The 14,261-nt window shown below is 74.7% G+C and carries 11 protein-coding genes; 2 read left to right on the forward strand and 9 right to left on the reverse strand.

Features of this window, described 5'->3' with window-relative positions; genetic code table 11:
- Nucleotides 1-13: 13 nt before the first annotated feature.
- Genes KA711_04870 through KA711_04880 form a run of 3 tightly spaced genes read right to left on the reverse strand, consistent with a single transcriptional unit; the run spans nucleotide 14 to nucleotide 3,419 of the window.
- Nucleotides 14-1,336: a hypothetical protein gene (locus KA711_04870; protein ID MCM0608314.1), complete on the reverse strand. Its 1,323-nt coding sequence runs from the start codon at nucleotides 1,334-1,336 to the stop codon at nucleotides 14-16.
- Nucleotides 1,337-1,348: 12 nt separating this feature from the next.
- On the reverse strand, nucleotides 1,349-2,449 hold the full coding sequence (locus KA711_04875; GenBank protein ID MCM0608315.1) for an ATPase: 1,101 nt from the start codon (nucleotides 2,447-2,449) through the stop codon (nucleotides 1,349-1,351).
- A gap of 1 nt (nucleotide 2,450) precedes the next feature.
- Nucleotides 2,451-3,419: a hypothetical protein gene (locus KA711_04880; protein MCM0608316.1), complete on the reverse strand. Its 969-nt coding sequence runs from the start codon at nucleotides 3,417-3,419 to the stop codon at nucleotides 2,451-2,453.
- Between the two features lie 41 nt (nucleotides 3,420-3,460).
- Here KA711_04880 and mnmA point away from each other — a divergent pair, with 41 nt between their 5' ends.
- Nucleotides 3,461-4,642 (forward strand): tRNA 2-thiouridine(34) synthase MnmA, encoded by a 1,182-nt coding sequence (gene mnmA, locus KA711_04885; GenBank protein ID MCM0608317.1) that lies wholly within the window; start codon nucleotides 3,461-3,463, stop codon nucleotides 4,640-4,642.
- Complete coding sequence (locus tag KA711_04890; GenBank protein MCM0608318.1) at nucleotides 4,639-5,919, forward strand: amidohydrolase; 1,281 nt, start codon at nucleotides 4,639-4,641, stop codon at nucleotides 5,917-5,919. The genes mnmA and KA711_04890 overlap by 4 nt, the downstream gene beginning before the upstream one ends.
- Here the strand turns inward: KA711_04890 and add are convergent, their stop codons facing one another.
- From add to KA711_04920, 6 genes are all read right to left on the reverse strand, one after another.
- Nucleotides 5,920-6,951 carry an adenosine deaminase gene (gene add, locus KA711_04895; GenBank protein MCM0608319.1) on the reverse strand — a complete coding sequence of 344 codons (1,032 nt, stop codon included), beginning with the start codon at nucleotides 6,949-6,951 and terminating at the stop codon, nucleotides 5,920-5,922.
- Nucleotides 6,952-6,967: 16 nt separating this feature from the next.
- Nucleotides 6,968-9,208, reverse strand: a complete 2,241-nt coding sequence (locus KA711_04900; protein ID MCM0608320.1) for a S9 family peptidase — start codon at nucleotides 9,206-9,208, stop codon at nucleotides 6,968-6,970.
- A 105-nt stretch (nucleotides 9,209-9,313) separates the two neighbouring features.
- Nucleotides 9,314-10,342, reverse strand: a complete 1,029-nt coding sequence (locus KA711_04905; protein ID MCM0608321.1) for a metal-dependent hydrolase — start codon at nucleotides 10,340-10,342, stop codon at nucleotides 9,314-9,316.
- Entirely contained in the window at nucleotides 10,291-10,992 is a 702-nt protein-coding gene (locus KA711_04910; GenBank protein MCM0608322.1) for a phosphoribosylanthranilate isomerase, read from the reverse strand. The genes KA711_04905 and KA711_04910 overlap by 52 nt, the downstream gene beginning before the upstream one ends.
- A 6-nt stretch (nucleotides 10,993-10,998) precedes the next feature.
- Nucleotides 10,999-12,342, reverse strand: a complete 1,344-nt coding sequence (locus KA711_04915) for a thymidine phosphorylase (protein MCM0608323.1) — start codon at nucleotides 12,340-12,342, stop codon at nucleotides 10,999-11,001.
- Nucleotides 12,343-12,482: 140 nt separating this feature from the next.
- Nucleotides 12,483-14,252 carry a 5'-nucleotidase C-terminal domain-containing protein gene (locus KA711_04920; GenBank protein MCM0608324.1) on the reverse strand — a complete coding sequence of 590 codons (1,770 nt, stop codon included), beginning with the start codon at nucleotides 14,250-14,252 and terminating at the stop codon, nucleotides 12,483-12,485.
- Nucleotides 14,253-14,261: the final 9 nt, after the last annotated feature.

Here is a 14,261-nt window from a genome sequence, read left to right on the forward strand (position 1 = left end):
CGCGACCTTGCGCTCAGCGCAAGCGCAGCACGCGCCCGAAGGGCGCCGCGGCCAGCGCCGCCTCGTCGGCCCCCGGCGGTACGGCCCACCACAGTGCCCCCGGCGGGCGGTGGTGCGCGGGGCCTTCGAGATCGGTGAGCACCACGCTCAGGTCGGGCCGGTGGCGCGAGGCCTCCTCGAGCAGCGGCGTGAAGTCGGTGCCGCCCCCGCCGGCGACACCCGCTTCGGCGGTCCAGGCCCGCAGGTCTTTCAGGCCCAGCCGGCCCGGCGCCAGCGTGTGCACGGCACGCACGGCGTCGTCGCCCACCACCACCGTCATGGGCGCGGCCAGCCGCCGTGTCAGTGCCGCCAGCTCGGCGGCAAAGCGCGCCAGCAGAGCCTCGTCGATGCTGCCGCTCACGTCGAGCACCAGCACCAGCCGCGGCACGCGCCGGGCGTGGCTGAGGCCCGGGGCCCAGGGCAGGCGCCCACGCGCCGGCCGGCCCACCCGGCCCTGGCTGGCCAGCCAGCTGCGCGCCGGGCGCGAGGGGTTCTCGGCCAGCCGCGGTGCCAGCGCCCGCGCCACCTGGGTGCGCAGCACCTGCTCCCAGGGGGTGTGCACCTGCGGCAGATCACGCGGCAGGCAGCGCAGGATGGAGAAGGCGCCGTCGCCGCTGTGGCCGCGCAGCAGCCGCTCGCCCCACTCGCGCGCCTGCTCGGCCTCGGCCACGACGGCATCCGCTCCTTCGGGGGCGGGCTTGAGGTCCTCGGTGTCCGCACCGCCCAGCGTGCGCAGCTTGGCGGCGCGCGGGCCGTCCTTGCGGGTGTCGGCGCGCTCGTGGGGCGGCTCGCGGTCGTCGACCGCGGCGTACAGGCGCTCGACGTCCCACTCCAGCAGCGCGGCCTCGTCGCTGCGCGTGGTGCCGAGCACCTGGTCGAGCAGCTGCGGCAGCGTCAGCGCCTTCGCGGGCAGCACCAGCCACGCGGCCGGGGCCAGCGCACTGTTGACGATGGCGTCGGCGCAGCGGTTGAAGAGCGCCAGGTCGACATCGCCCCGCCGCCGCTGCAGCGCACGAAAGCGCGGCCCGTGGCGCAGGGCGATGTGCAGCAGCTCGTGCGCCACCCAGCCGGTCTGCGCCTCCAGGCCGAGCTTGTCGAAGGCGGGCGCGTAGTGGATGGTGCGGCCGTCGGTCCAGGCCGGCAGGCGGCCGGCCTCGTGGGCCAGCGCCTCGGCCCCGGTGAGGTCGCGGTGTGCCACCCACAGGGCCAGGCTGCCGCTGGCCGGCGCGACCTCCACCAGCTGCATCACGGCACGGCGGCCACGGTGCTCGTGCTGGCCGCTGCCGCTTTCAGCCATGCTGCACAAGGCTCAGCCGCGGCTGGCGGCGTAGCGCTGGTAGGCGGGGCTTTGCAGCAGGGCCTGCTCCAGCCCCTGCTGCAGCGCGCGCTGCGCCAGCAGCTCGACGACCAGCGTCTGCACCTCGGCCAGCGGCAGCGGCACCGGGCCGCGCAGCTCGGGCAGCTGCCCGGCGATGGCCATGGCGCGCGTCAGGCGCTCGCCGTCGGTGCAGGCCGCCACCAGGCCGTAGGCCAGCGCGTACAGGCCGTCCAGGCTGGTGGGCAGCAGCTTCAGCGTGGCCGTGCCGGGCTCGGCGGCCAGCAGCGCCAGCACATCGGCGCCGCTGCGCAGCTCGCGCAGCACGCCAAAGAACTCGGCCGCGTTGGCCGCACCGATGCGGCCCTGCACGAAGCGCCGCGCCACGGGCTCGGGCAGGCCCTCGCGCAGCTCGAGCAGCACGCGCGAGACGTCTTCCCAGCCGCGCGGGCTGGCGCCGATCAGGTGGTCGGCGGCGAGCTGGGCCTCGGTGTCGTCGAGCTTGTCGGGGCGCACCTTCAGGAAGGCCATCACCTCGGGCGCGTAGCCTTGCGCCAGTGCATGGGCCAAAAAAGTGTCGATCCCGGCGACGACGTGGAAGTGAAAGAGCCGATCGGCCAGCGCCGTGCCCATGTCGTGGCTGACGGCGCCGTGGAAGGCGGCGTTGCCGGCGGCCACCACCATCCAGCCCGGCGGCAGCTCGTAGCGGCCGACGCGGCGGTCGAGGATCAGGCTGTAGGCGCTGATCTGCAGCCGCGGGTCGGCGGCGGTGAGCTCGTCGAGGAACAGGATGCCCTCGGGCTGGTCGGGCCCCGGCAGGAACTCGGGCGGGAACCAGACGGTGCGCTCCAGCCGCTCGTCGGCGTAGATGGCGCCGCGGATGTCCACGGGCTCGATCGTGGTCAGGCGCAGGTCCACCAGCGGCACGCCAAAGCGCGCGGCGAGCTGGTGCACGATGCTGCTCTTGCCCACGCCGCGGGTGCCCCACAGCATGGTGGCGCGCGGGCGCAGCGCGGGCCTTGCGAACTGCGCCTCCAGCGCGGCCAGCGCGTCGGCCACGCTCACCGGCGGCACGTTCATGGGGTTGCGGTGCATGTCACTCCACGCCGATGTCACGCGCCAGGGGCTGCCAGCTGTTGGCCGGCAGGCGGCGCGGCAGGCGCGGCAGTTCGATGCGCGGCATCTCGCGCCGCATGAAGAACAGCGCCATCAGCAGCGGCGGCACCAGGTTGGCCAGCGCGCCCAGCCAGGCCTCGGCCTGGCCGCCGGTGCCACGCACCGCGAAGGCCACCGCCACCACGGCCACGCCCAGCGCCAGCGGCCCGCCGCGCAGCAGCCCGATGCGCCAGCGCCGCGCCACGAAGCGCTGGTGAAACAGCGCCGGCGGCGCCGAGAGCACCTCGGCCAGGTGGGCCAGGCTCAGCGCCATGCGGGCCTGGGCATCGGCGCTGCGCTCGGCGCCCTGGCCGCTCAGCATGACGCTGGTCTCCCAGCCGGTGCGCAGCGCGACGAGGCGGCTCCAGGCACCGCCGAGCACCTCGAACAGGTCGTCGGGCAGACGGCGCGTGTCGCCCTCGGTGCGCGTGAGCACCAGCTGCATCGGGTAGCCCTTGACGCCCGAGACGGTGCAGGCCACCTGCAGCCCCGCGACCCGCGCCTGCGCCGTGCGCAGCTGCGGCGGCTGGCCCGGGCGGCAGCGCAGCGTGAGCGCGGCGCCTTCGGGTGTGAACAGATCGCCGGGCGCGACGGCCGCCGCCGCGGCCAGCAGCTCGGGGGGATTGCCGTCCTCGGCCATGACCTCGGCAGTGAGCTCGGCAGGCACGCCGGCGGGCTCGGGCCTCAGGCGGCGCAGCAGCTGCCAGCCGCGCGGCGTATCGCGCAGCTCGCGGGTTTCGGTGAGTGCCGGGTGCGTGGCACCCGCCGCGTGCGCCGCCGAGCGGAACACCAGGCGGCGCGCGGCGCGGTCGCTGGCCGGCAGGTCCAGCGCCCAGCCGGCCGCCGAGAACGGCGCTACCAGCGCGAGGATGGCGTGGTGGCTGAGCGGGGCTTCCTTGGGCGTGTCCATGGATCCTGCGCATTCTGGCGCGGCCGGGATAATCCGGCGCCATGGCATCGGGGCAACGTGTCGTCGTGGGCTTGAGTGGCGGCGTGGACAGCGCCGTCAGCGCCTGGCTGCTCAAGCAGCAGGGTTTCGAGGTCGTCGGCATCTTCATGAAGAACTGGGAGGACGATGACGACTCGGCCTACTGCGCCAGCAACGTCGACTTCGTCGATGCCGCCGCGGTGGCCGACGTGATCGGCATCGAGATCGAGCACGTCAACTTCGCCGCCGAGTACCGCGATCGCGTCTTCGCCGAGTTCCTGCGCGAGGTCCGGTCCGGGCGCACGCCCAATCCCGACGTGCTGTGCAACGCCGAGATCAAGTTCAAGGCCTTCCTCGACCACGCGATGCGGCTGGGCGCGGAGAAGATCGCCACCGGTCACTACGCGCGCGTCCGCCAGGCCGCCGATGGAAGCTTTCAGCTGCTGAAGGGCCTGGACCCGGCCAAGGACCAGAGCTACTTCCTGCACCGCCTCACACAGGCACAGCTGTCGCGCACGCTGTTCCCGGTGGGCGGCCTGCACAAGACCGCGGTGCGGCGCATCGCCGCCGAGATCGGCCTGCCCAACGCGAAGAAGAAAGACAGCACCGGCATCTGCTTCATCGGCGAGCGGCCGTTCCGCGAGTTCCTGGACCGCTACCTGAGCCGCGCGCCCGGCCCCATCGTCGACGACACCGGCGCCGAGGTGGGCCGCCACGTGGGCCTGAGCTTCTACACGCGCGGCCAGCGCCAGGGCCTGGGCATTGGCGGCGTGGCCGGCCACGACGCGGCCGGCGTCCACCGGCCCTGGTACGTGGCGCACAAGAGCCTGGCCGCGAACACGCTGCACGTGGTGCAGGGCCACGAGCACCCCTGGCTGCTGAGCCCCTGGCTGGAGGCCGCGGACTGCAGCTGGGTGGCCGGCTCGCCGCCCGCGCCGGGCGCCCTGGCGGCCAAGACCCGCTACCGGCAGGCCGACGCGCCGTGCACGCTGGCGCCCACGGCTGCCGGCTTCCGGCTCGAATTCGCCGAGCCGCAGTGGGCGGTGACGCCGGGGCAGAGCGCCGTGCTCTACGACGGCGAGGTCTGCCTGGGCGGCGGCGTCATCGCCGCGGCCGAGGTGCCCCCCGTGGTGACCGCGCTTGTGCCGGCGCGTACGGTGCGTAGCATGCGGCGACCCCGCCGCCACGCTCCGCACGCCGCATGAACGCCCCCGCCGACCGCATCGCCCCCGCCGCCAGCTCGCTGGCCAGCCTGATCGAGCAGCACGCCCCCGCGCTGGAGGCCGCCGTCATCGCGTGGCGGCGCGACCTGCACGAGCACCCCGAGCTCGGCAACCGCGAGTTCCGCACCGCCGGCATCGTGGCCGGGCACCTGCGCCGCCTGGGCTTCGACGAGGTGCGCACCGGCGTGGCCCACACCGGCGTGGTGGGGCTGCTGGTGGGCGGCCGGCCCGGCCCCGTGGTGGCGCTGCGCGCCGACATGGACGCGCTGCCCGTGACCGAGTTCAACGAGCTGCCCTTCCGCAGCCGCGTGCGCACGCCATGGAACGGCGAGGAGGTGGGCGTGATGCACGCCTGCGGCCACGACTGCCACGTCGCCATCCTGATGGGCGTGGCCAGCCTGCTGGCCGCCCTGCGCGGGCAGCTCGCCGGCAGCGTGAAGTTCATCTTCCAGCCCGCCGAGGAGATGCCGCCTGAGGGCGAGGACGGCGGCGCCAAGATGATGATCGCCGAGGGCGCGCTGGAGAACCCGCGCCCCGGCGCCATCTTCGGCCTGCACGTCACGAGCCGGCAGAACACCGGCCGCGTGGGCTGGCGCAGCGGGCCGGTGATGGCCAGCTCCGACTACTTCCGGATCGACGTGCAGGGCCGGCAGACACACGGCGCCGCGCCCTGGCTGGGCGTGGACCCCATCGTCACCTCGGCGCAGATCGTGCTGGGGCTGCAGACCATCGTCAGCCGCACGCAGGAGATCACCAAGGAGCCGGCGGTCGTCACCGTGGGCGTGATCAAGGGCGGGGTGCGCGAGAACATCATTCCCGACTCGGTGCAGCTGCGCGGCACCATCCGCAGCTTCGACGAGGGCATGCGCGACGACATCCACGAGCGCGTGACGACGCTGGCCGAGGCCATCGCGCGCGGCAACCGCGCCGGCTGCCGGGTGTGCGTGCAGAAGAACTACCCGGTCACCGTCAACGACCCGGCGCTCACCGCCGCCATGCTGCCGACGCTGGCGCGCGTGGCCGGTGCCGGGCTGGAGCCGATCGACAAGGTCACGGGCGCGGAGGATTTCAGCTTCTTCCAGCGCGAGGTGCCTGGCCTGTTCGTGTTCCTGGGCGTCACGCCGCCGGGGCAGGACGCGCGCACCGCCGCGCCCAACCACTCGCCGCTGTTCCAGGCCGACGAGGCCGGCCTGCTGCTGGGCGTGCGCGTGCTGGCGCACCTGGCGTGCGACTGGCTGGAGAGCCCGCAGCGGGGCTGATCAGCCGAGCTCGGCCAGCGCGCGCTGGCGCGCCGCGGCGGGCAGGAAGCTCGCCGCCGCGGCCTGGCGCGTCATGGCGCGCAGGTCGGTCTCGGTGAGCGGGGTCTCGCGCAGCAGTGCGGCGGCCTCCGACGTGGGCGTGACCCCGCTCATCAGCCGGTTGTCGGTGTGCACGCTCAGCGATACACCGGCCCGCCACAGCGCCGTGATGGGGTGCGCGGCGATGCTGGCCGCTGTGCCGGTGTGCACGTTGCTGGTGGGGCAGACCTCCAGGTGCAGGCCCAGGGCCTTGGCTTCGTCGAGCAGCGCCGCGGGCGCGGCGCCCGTGAGGGCGTCGACCAGCCGCACGCCATGGCCGATGCGGCGCGCGCCCAGGCTGCCGGCCTCCAGCACGCGCTCGGCGCTGTCGGCCTCGCCGGCGTGCAGCGTCATCGGCAGGCCGGCCTCTCGCACGGCGGCCAGCGTGCGCGCGTGTTTGCCCGGGGGGTGGCCACGCTCGGCGCCAGCCAGATCGAAGCCGACGACACCGCGGCCCATCCAGCGCAGCGCCAGCTCGGCGGCGCGCATCGTCGCGGCCTCGTCCTCGTGCCGCATCGCGCAGACGATGAGGCCGCTGTGCGTGAGCAGGGGCAGCCGGCTGCGTGCCAAGCCGTCGAGCAGGGCCTCGACGGCGTCGTCGCCGCCGGTGCCGTGGGGCTCGAAGAGCAGCGGCGCGATGCGGAACTCAGCCAGCACCACGCCGTCGGCAGCCGCGTCGTCGGCGGCCTCGCGGGCCACGCGCCGCAGGCCCTCGGGCGCGGCCATGGCAGCCACGGTCAGTCCAAAGCCCTCGAGGTACTTCTCCAGGCTGCCGGCGTGCGCGTTGGCATCGAACCAGGCTGCCAGGCCGGCTGCGTCGGCCGCGGGCAGGGGCAGGCCGCGGGCCAGCGCCAGCTCGCGCAGCGTGGCCACGCGCAGGCCGCCGTCGAGGTGCTCGTGCAGCAGCACCTTGGGGCGGTATCGCGCCAGGGTCTCGGCTTCGGTGGGGTTCATGCGCCGCAGCCCGGTGTCAGCGGGCCGGCGCGCCCGCCAGCTCCCAGCCCGGCATCCCGGTCTGCCACAGCACGAACGCAAAGGTGTCGGCACGTTCGTCCAGCACCTGGGCCTTGGTGTCGCCGATGCCGTGGCCGGCGGCGTAGTCCAGCCGCATCAGCACCGGCCGGCCGCTGGCGCTGGCGGCCATGAGGCGTGCCGCCACCTTGGTGGTGTTCCAGACCTCGACACGCGGGTCGTTCACGCCGTGCGTCAGCAGCACGGCGGGGTACTTCACGCCGTCCCGGATGGCGTGGTAGGTGCTCATGGCCAGCAGCGCGCGGAAGCCCGGCTCCGTCTGGCGGCTGCCGAACTCCGGGATGTTCGGGATGCCGTTGGGGGTGGTCTCGAAGCGCACGGCATCGAGCGCGCCCACGGCCGGCATCACCACCGCGAACAGGTCGGGTCGCTCGGCCATGGCCATGCCCACCAGAATGCCGCCGGCGCTGCCGCCCCAGATGGCCAGCCGCGAGGGCCGCGTCCACTTCTGGGCCACCAGGTGCTCGGCGCAGGCGATGAAGTCCTTCCAGGTGTTGGGCTTGGTGGCCTGCTTGCCCGCGAGGTGCCAGTCCTTGCCGAACACGCCACTGCCCCGCGGGTTGGCCACCGCGAACACGCCGCCCGCCTCCATCCAGGCCAGGCGGCTGGGGCTGAAGAAGGGCTCCTCCGTCATGCCGTAGCTGGCGTAGCCGTACAGGATGGTGGGGTTGTTGCCGTCCAGCGGCGTGCCGTTGCGGTGGATGATGCTCATCGGCACCAACGCGCCGTCGTGGCTCTTGACCATCACCTCGGTGGCGGTGACGTTGCCCGGCGCGTCGAACGGGCCCGAGGGCTGCAGGCCGGTGTTGACCACGCGCCCGTCGGCCCCGACGGCGAAGATCTGGCGCGCCCGCGTCCAGCTTTCCAGCTCCAGCAGCACGCCCGGCAATGCGGCGTCGATGCCGCCGAAGCTGAAGGAGCCCAGCACCGGCAGCGGCACCTCCTGCGGCGGCGCGCCGTCGGCGGCGGCCAGCTTGAACAGCTTCTTGACGTTGCCTTCGCGCACATCGAGGTAGGCTGCGTCGGCGGCGGCGGCCAGCGAGCCCAGCACGCGGGCGCTCTCGGGCACCAGCGTGGCGGCCGTGGCCGGCGAAAAGCCGTCGAGGCGCCCACCGATGACGCGGTAGCGCGGCGCGCCGCGGTGGGTGGTGGCGAAGAGGCGGTCGCCGATCACGGCCATGGAGGTCACGGCGTCTTCGCGGCCGAAGAGCTTCTTCCACGCCGGGCGGCCGGCGCGGACAGCGGCCTCGGTGCTGTGCCAGGCCGAGAACTCGGGCGACACGCCGTCCATCACGGTGGCGATGGCGCGGCCGTCGGGCAGGATCTCCAGGAACGGGAACTCGGTGGCCGAGATGTCGATCGGCGCCGTGTCGCCGGCGCGCAGCAGCACGCGGATGCTGCGCTCGGCGCCACCCACCGGCATGGTGCAGGCCATGCTGCGCTGGTACTTGTCGGTGGGTGGCGCACCCTTGGCCAGCGCCTGCATGCGGTGGAAGTAGATCTGCCGGCCGTCGCGCGACCAGCTCACGCCGCCGAACAGCGTGCGCTCGACGATGGGCCCGAGGCGGCGGCCGGTCTTCACGTCGAGCACGCGCATCGCGGCCTCTTCGCTGCCACCGGACGACACGCCCAGCGCCACCTTGCTGCCGTCGGGCGAGGCCGAGTACCAGTTGACGGCGTGTGGCGTGCCGGTGGCCTTGTGCAGCGTCTCGGGGTCGAACAGCACCCGCTCGGCGCCGGCCAGGCCGCGCCGCACGCAGAGCTTGAACTGGTCGTCCTGGGCGCCCCGGCGCTGGTAGAAGAACAGCTCGCCAGCCCGCCGCTGCACCTCGGTCACGCGGGCGGAGGCGCTGGCGTCGATCTCACCCAGCCGGCGGCGCAGCGCGTCGCGTCCGCCGATGCGCTTGAGCGTGGCCAGCGCGTGGTCGCTGTGCGCCTTCATCCAGGCCGCCACCTCGGGTGCCTTGGGGTCCTCGAAGTAGCGGTAAGGGTCGTCGACCGGGGTGCCGAAGAAGGTCTCGGGCACGTTGCGCACCGCGGCCACCGGCAACCCCGGCGGTTGCGACGACAGCGCCGCGGCCGCAGCCTGGGCCAGCACGGTGCGCGGCAGCAGCAGCGAGGCCGGCAGCGCGGCGGCGGTGAGGAGTGCGGCGCGGCGCAGCGGATCGGGACGGGTCATGGGCAGGGCTCCGGATGTTGCAAAGCGCTGATCCTAGCCATCCCCAGGCCGCCCCGGGGCAGGCCCTGCGACGAAGCGCGCCCGGGCCGCGATGGGCGGTGCGGCTCAGCGCGGCGGCGGCAGCCGCTCTCCCTGCAGACGCCGCCACAGCCAGGGCAGGCCGGTTTCGGGGTCGGGGCGGCGGCCCACGCGCTCGGTGGGCTGCAGCGGGCGCAGCGGGCTGCCGCGCTCGGCCACCGCGAAGGCAAAGGCGTAGCGGGGCTCCTGGCCCATGCGCAGGTCGGCGATGCGCACGCGGCCGCCCTGCTCGGACATCGCCCAGAAGCCGCCGCTGAAGGCCTGGATGCGGCGCACGGGCTCGACGCCGGCGGCCTCGGCGGCCAGGGCATTGCCGCGCTCGAAGCGGTCGAAGGCGATGCGCTGCGCCGGCGGCGCGGGCGCGTCGAGCAACGAGTAGAAGCCCTCGCGGTAGGCGCTGCCGGCCTCGTCCACCGCCACCACGCGCCACAGCACGGTGTTGAAGGCCGTGGGGACGACGAGCAGCCGGTCGGCGGCCAGCCCCTGCGCCACCAGCGACTGGCGCGCCACGCTTTCCACGTGGGCCTGCGCCGCCACGCTCCAGCCGATGTAGGCCGTGCTGAGCACCAAGCCCGCTGCGTTGGCCTTCAGCGCCGCCGCGCGGCGCCCCAGCGCCACCGCGGCCAGCACGCCCAGCAGCAGCGGCAGCGTGTAGGCGGGGTCGATGATGAAGAGGCTGCCCACGCCCACGGGCGTGCTGCTGAAGGGCAGGAAGAGCTGCGTGCCGTAGACCGTCATCGCATCGAGCAGCGGGTGCGTGACGAGCGCCAGCCAGGCCGCCAGCCACCAGCGCCGCCATTGCGGGCGTTCGCGCATCAACGCCGCGGTGCCGTAGCCCAGCGGCAGCGAGAACAGCGTCAGCCAGAAGAGCGCGTGTGTCTCGGCGCGGTGCAGCACCATGTCGAGCACGGCGTCGCCGTGGTCGATGAACACGTCGAGGTCGGGCAGCGTGCCGGCCAAGGCCCCGAAGGCGGCGGCCTTCCAGACCGCCGTGCGCCGCTGCATCACGGCCACGGCCACCGCCGCGCCCAAGGCGGCTTGCGAGAGAGAGTCCATGGCTCTAGGAGCGTGGGGGCATGCAGGCGGCCGTCGACGCGCACGCCGGTGCAGAGGTCCAGCCCGTGTGGCCGCACGGTGGCGATGGCCTCGGCCACGTTGTGCACGCGCAGGCCGCCGGCCAGCCAGAGCGGCAGCGGGAACACGGCGTCGCGGATGCGGCGGGCGAGCGCCCAGTCGTGTGTGCGGCCGGTGCCGCCAAGCTGCTTGACGGCCGCGGCGGGGTTGCCGCTGTCGAGCAGCAGCGCGTCGACGAAGGGCGCCACCGCCAAGGCCTCGGCCAGCGCGGCCTCGCCGGTGACGTGCACCACCTGCACGAGCTCGACGCCGGGGCAGCGCGCGCGCAGCGCCCGCAGCTCGGCGTGCGGCACGTGGTCGACGAGCTGCAGCGTCGTCGTGCCCGCGGCGGCGTGCTGCGCGGCGATGTCCTCGGCGCGTGTGCGCGCCGTCAGCAGGAAGCTGCGCACCGGCTCGCCGCGCAGCGCCGTGGCCACCTGCGCGATGGTGGCGTCGTCGATGACGCCCGGGCCGCTGGGCATGGCCGATACCAGGCCCAGCGCCGCCGCGCCGTGCGCGAGCGCCAGGCGCGCCTCGGCCTCGTCGGCGATGCAGCAGATCTTGACGCGCGGCGGCGCGGCGGGCGCCTTCACGGCCGGTCAGCCGATCACCGCCTGCACGGCGGGCAGCCGCGCCGGCGCGGCGTCGGCCAGCGTGAACGCGGCCTGCAGCGCGCGCACGGCCTCGTCGGCCGCGGCTTCGTGGGCGGCGTGCACCACGGCCAGCGGCTCGCCCGCCGCCACCGCCGCGCCGCGGGGCCGCACGGCCGCGAGGCCCACGCGCGGGTCGACCGCGTCGCCGGGTTTCAGCCGCCCGCCGCCCAGCGCCACCACGGCCAGGCCGAGCGCCCGCGTGTCCATCGCGGCCACGATGCCGGCCCGCGGCGCGCGCACGGGCCGCTGCACCGGGGCCACGGGCAGCTGCGCGTCGGCCAGCACGTCGGGCGGGCCGCCGAGCGCGCGCACCATGCGCGCAAAGTGCTCCGCGGCCGCGCCGCTGGCCAGGCTGTGCTGCAGTCTCTCGGTGGCCACGCCGGCATCGGGCGCCAGCCCGGCCAGCACCAGCAGCTCGGCGCCCAGCGCCAGCGTCACCGTGCGCTGCACGGGCTCGGTGTCGTGCGCGCCGCCGCCGTCGCGGCCGCTGACAGGCCCGGTCAGGAAGTCCAGCGCCTCGCGCAGCTCCAGCGCGTTGCCGGCCGTGTGGCCGAGCACGGCGTCCTGGTCGGTGATCAGCGCGCGCGTGGGCAAGCCGGCCGCGGTGCCCACGCGCACCAGGCTCTCGGCCAGCGCGCGGGCAGCGGCCGGCGTGGGCGCGAAGGCGCCGCGGCCGCACTTCACGTCGAGCACGAGCGCATCGAGGCCGGCCGCGAGCTTCTTGCTCAGGATGCTGGCGGTGATGAGCGGCACGCTCTCCACCGTGGCCGTCACGTCGCGCAGCGCGTACAGCCGCCGGTCGGCCGGCGCCAGCTGCGGCCCGGCGCCGACGATGGCGCAGCCGGCCTCGCGCAGCACGCGCTCGAACTCGGCCGGCTCCACCGCCACGCGGTAGCCCGGCAGCGCCTCGAGCTTGTCCAGCGTGCCGCCGGTGTGGCCGAGGCCGCGGCCGCTGATCATCGGCACCACGGCGCCGCAGGCGGCCAGCATGGGTGCGAGCATGAGGCTGAGCTTGTCGCCGACGCCGCCGGTGCTGTGCTTGTCGATGGCGGGTTTGCCGAAGCCCGCGCCGGCCCAGCTGAGCACGCGGCCGGAGTGCGTCATGGCGCGCGTGAGCGCGGTGGTCTCGCCGGCCGACATGCCACGCCAGACGATGGCCATGGCCAGCGCCGCGGCCTGCGCGTCGCTCCAGCTGCCGTCGACGAGGCCTTGCACGAAGGCCGCGATGTCGGCCCCGGCCAGCGCGCCGCCGTCGCGTTTGGTGCGGATGATCTCGGCGGGTGAGGGCATGGAGGTGGTGCGGGGCGGGGCTTCGACAGGCTCAGCCCGAACGGGTGCTGGGGCTCAGCCCGAACGGGTGCTGAGGCCCGGCCTGAACGGGTGCTGGGACTCAGCCCGAACGGGTGCTGGGGCCTGGCTTGAACGGGGGCTCAGTCGTTGACGACGAGGATGCGGTCGTCGGGGCTGGGGCTGGGCGTGGCCTTCAGGAAGGCCACGAGCGCGTCGAGGTCGAGTTCGCCGCCCAGGCGGTCGCGGCCCTGGCGCAGCAGGCTCAGGCCGTCGCCGCCGTCGGCCATGAAGCTGTTGACGGTGAAGCGGATGGCGGCGGCGGGGTCCACGGGCTGGCCGTCGATGCGCAGGTCTTGCACGCGCTGGCCGTACGGGGCTTTGGCCACCCAGCGGTAGCTCAGCGACTTCGACGGCAGCAGGAAGCTGGGCTGCTCGCGCCCCGGGCGCTGCTGGTCCTCGAGCATCTGCCGGATCTCGGCGACGGTGAGCGTCATCACCACCAGGCTGTTGCCGAAGGGCTGCATGGTGAAGACGTCGCCGAAGGTCACGTCGCAGGGCGGCGTGCCGCGGCAGGGCAGCGGCGCGCGCACGCCACCGGGGTTCATCAGCGCGAAGCGGGCGCCGCCGCGGTCGGGCGCGCGGGTGGCGGCGTGCTGCGCGTCGGCGATCAGCCGGCCGGCGCTGCTGCTGCCGCGGTTGGCCCCGGTGTCGAAGGGGCCGCCGATGCGGCCCACCACACGCTCGGCCAGCGGCCGGGCGCGTTCGGCGTAGGCGGCCACGCGCGCGGCCACGTCGGCGTCGGGCTGGGCGGCGCGCAGCGCCGCGGCGTAGGGCGCCGGCTCCTGGCCGATGACGAGCTCGCGGTGCGCGGCCTCGGTGCGGCCGTTGAACACCGGCAGGTTGCGGAACGCGGTCCGGCTGCGGTCGACGTCGCCGGTGGCGGGGTCGAGCACGAGGTCGACCACGCTGAGCCCGCGCCCGAAGCTGAGCGCCTGCATCACCGGCCGGCCGTTCACGAGGCAGGCGTAGCCCTGGTGCGTGTGCGCCGACAGCACCACGTCCACCGCGGGGGCCAGGCGCTGCTCGATCTCGAAGATGGCGCCGCGGCGCCCGGGGCAGGCGCTGCTGTTCCACTCCATCTGCGCGGCGTCGTTGAAGCCGCCCTCGTGGATGGTGGCGACGAGGGCCTGCACGCCCTGCGCCTGCAGCCGCGCGGCCTCGGCGTTGATGGCGTCGGCCTCGTCGGTGAAGCGCAGCCCCGCCACGCCCGAGGGCACGACGATGCCGGGCGTGCTGCGCGTGACGGCGCCGATGAAGCCGACCCGGATGCCGCCGATGGTCTTGACGACCGAGGGCGGCACCAGCGGCGTGCCGTCGGCCTTGAGCACGTTGGCCGCCACGTGCGGGAACTTCGCGCCCTCGTGGCGGCCCAGCGCGCAGGAGATCGCGGTGTCGCCCGGCTGCGGCGTGCGGCAGCCGCCGGCCAGCACGCGCTGCAGCTCGGCCGCCCCGGCGTCGAACTCGTGGTTGCCCAGCGCGGCCACGTCGACGCCGATGCGGTTCATCACGTCGACGGTGGCCTCGTGGAAGAAGAGTGCGCTGATCAGCGGCGTGCCGCCGAAGGCGTCGCCGCTGCTCACCACCACGCTGTGCTTCGCGCTGGCGCGCAAGGCCTTCACCAGGCCCGAGAGCTCGGCGGTGCCGCCCACGTTCACGCGCAGAGGCTGGGCGGGGTTGGCGGGGTTCGGATGCGGCAGGTTCAGCGCCGCGGTCTGCAGGTGGCCGTGCAGGTCGTTGAAGGCCACCACGCGCAGCATGACGGGTTCTTTCGGCACGGACGGCGTGGCGCAGCCGGCCAGCAGCGTGGCGGTGGCGGCCAGGGCGAGGGCAGAGTGGCGGATCAGGTTCATGGCGGACTC

It is taken from the genome of Ideonella sp. WA131b, assembly GCA_023657425.1.
GTDB lineage: Bacteria > Pseudomonadota > Gammaproteobacteria > Burkholderiales > Burkholderiaceae_C > Rubrivivax.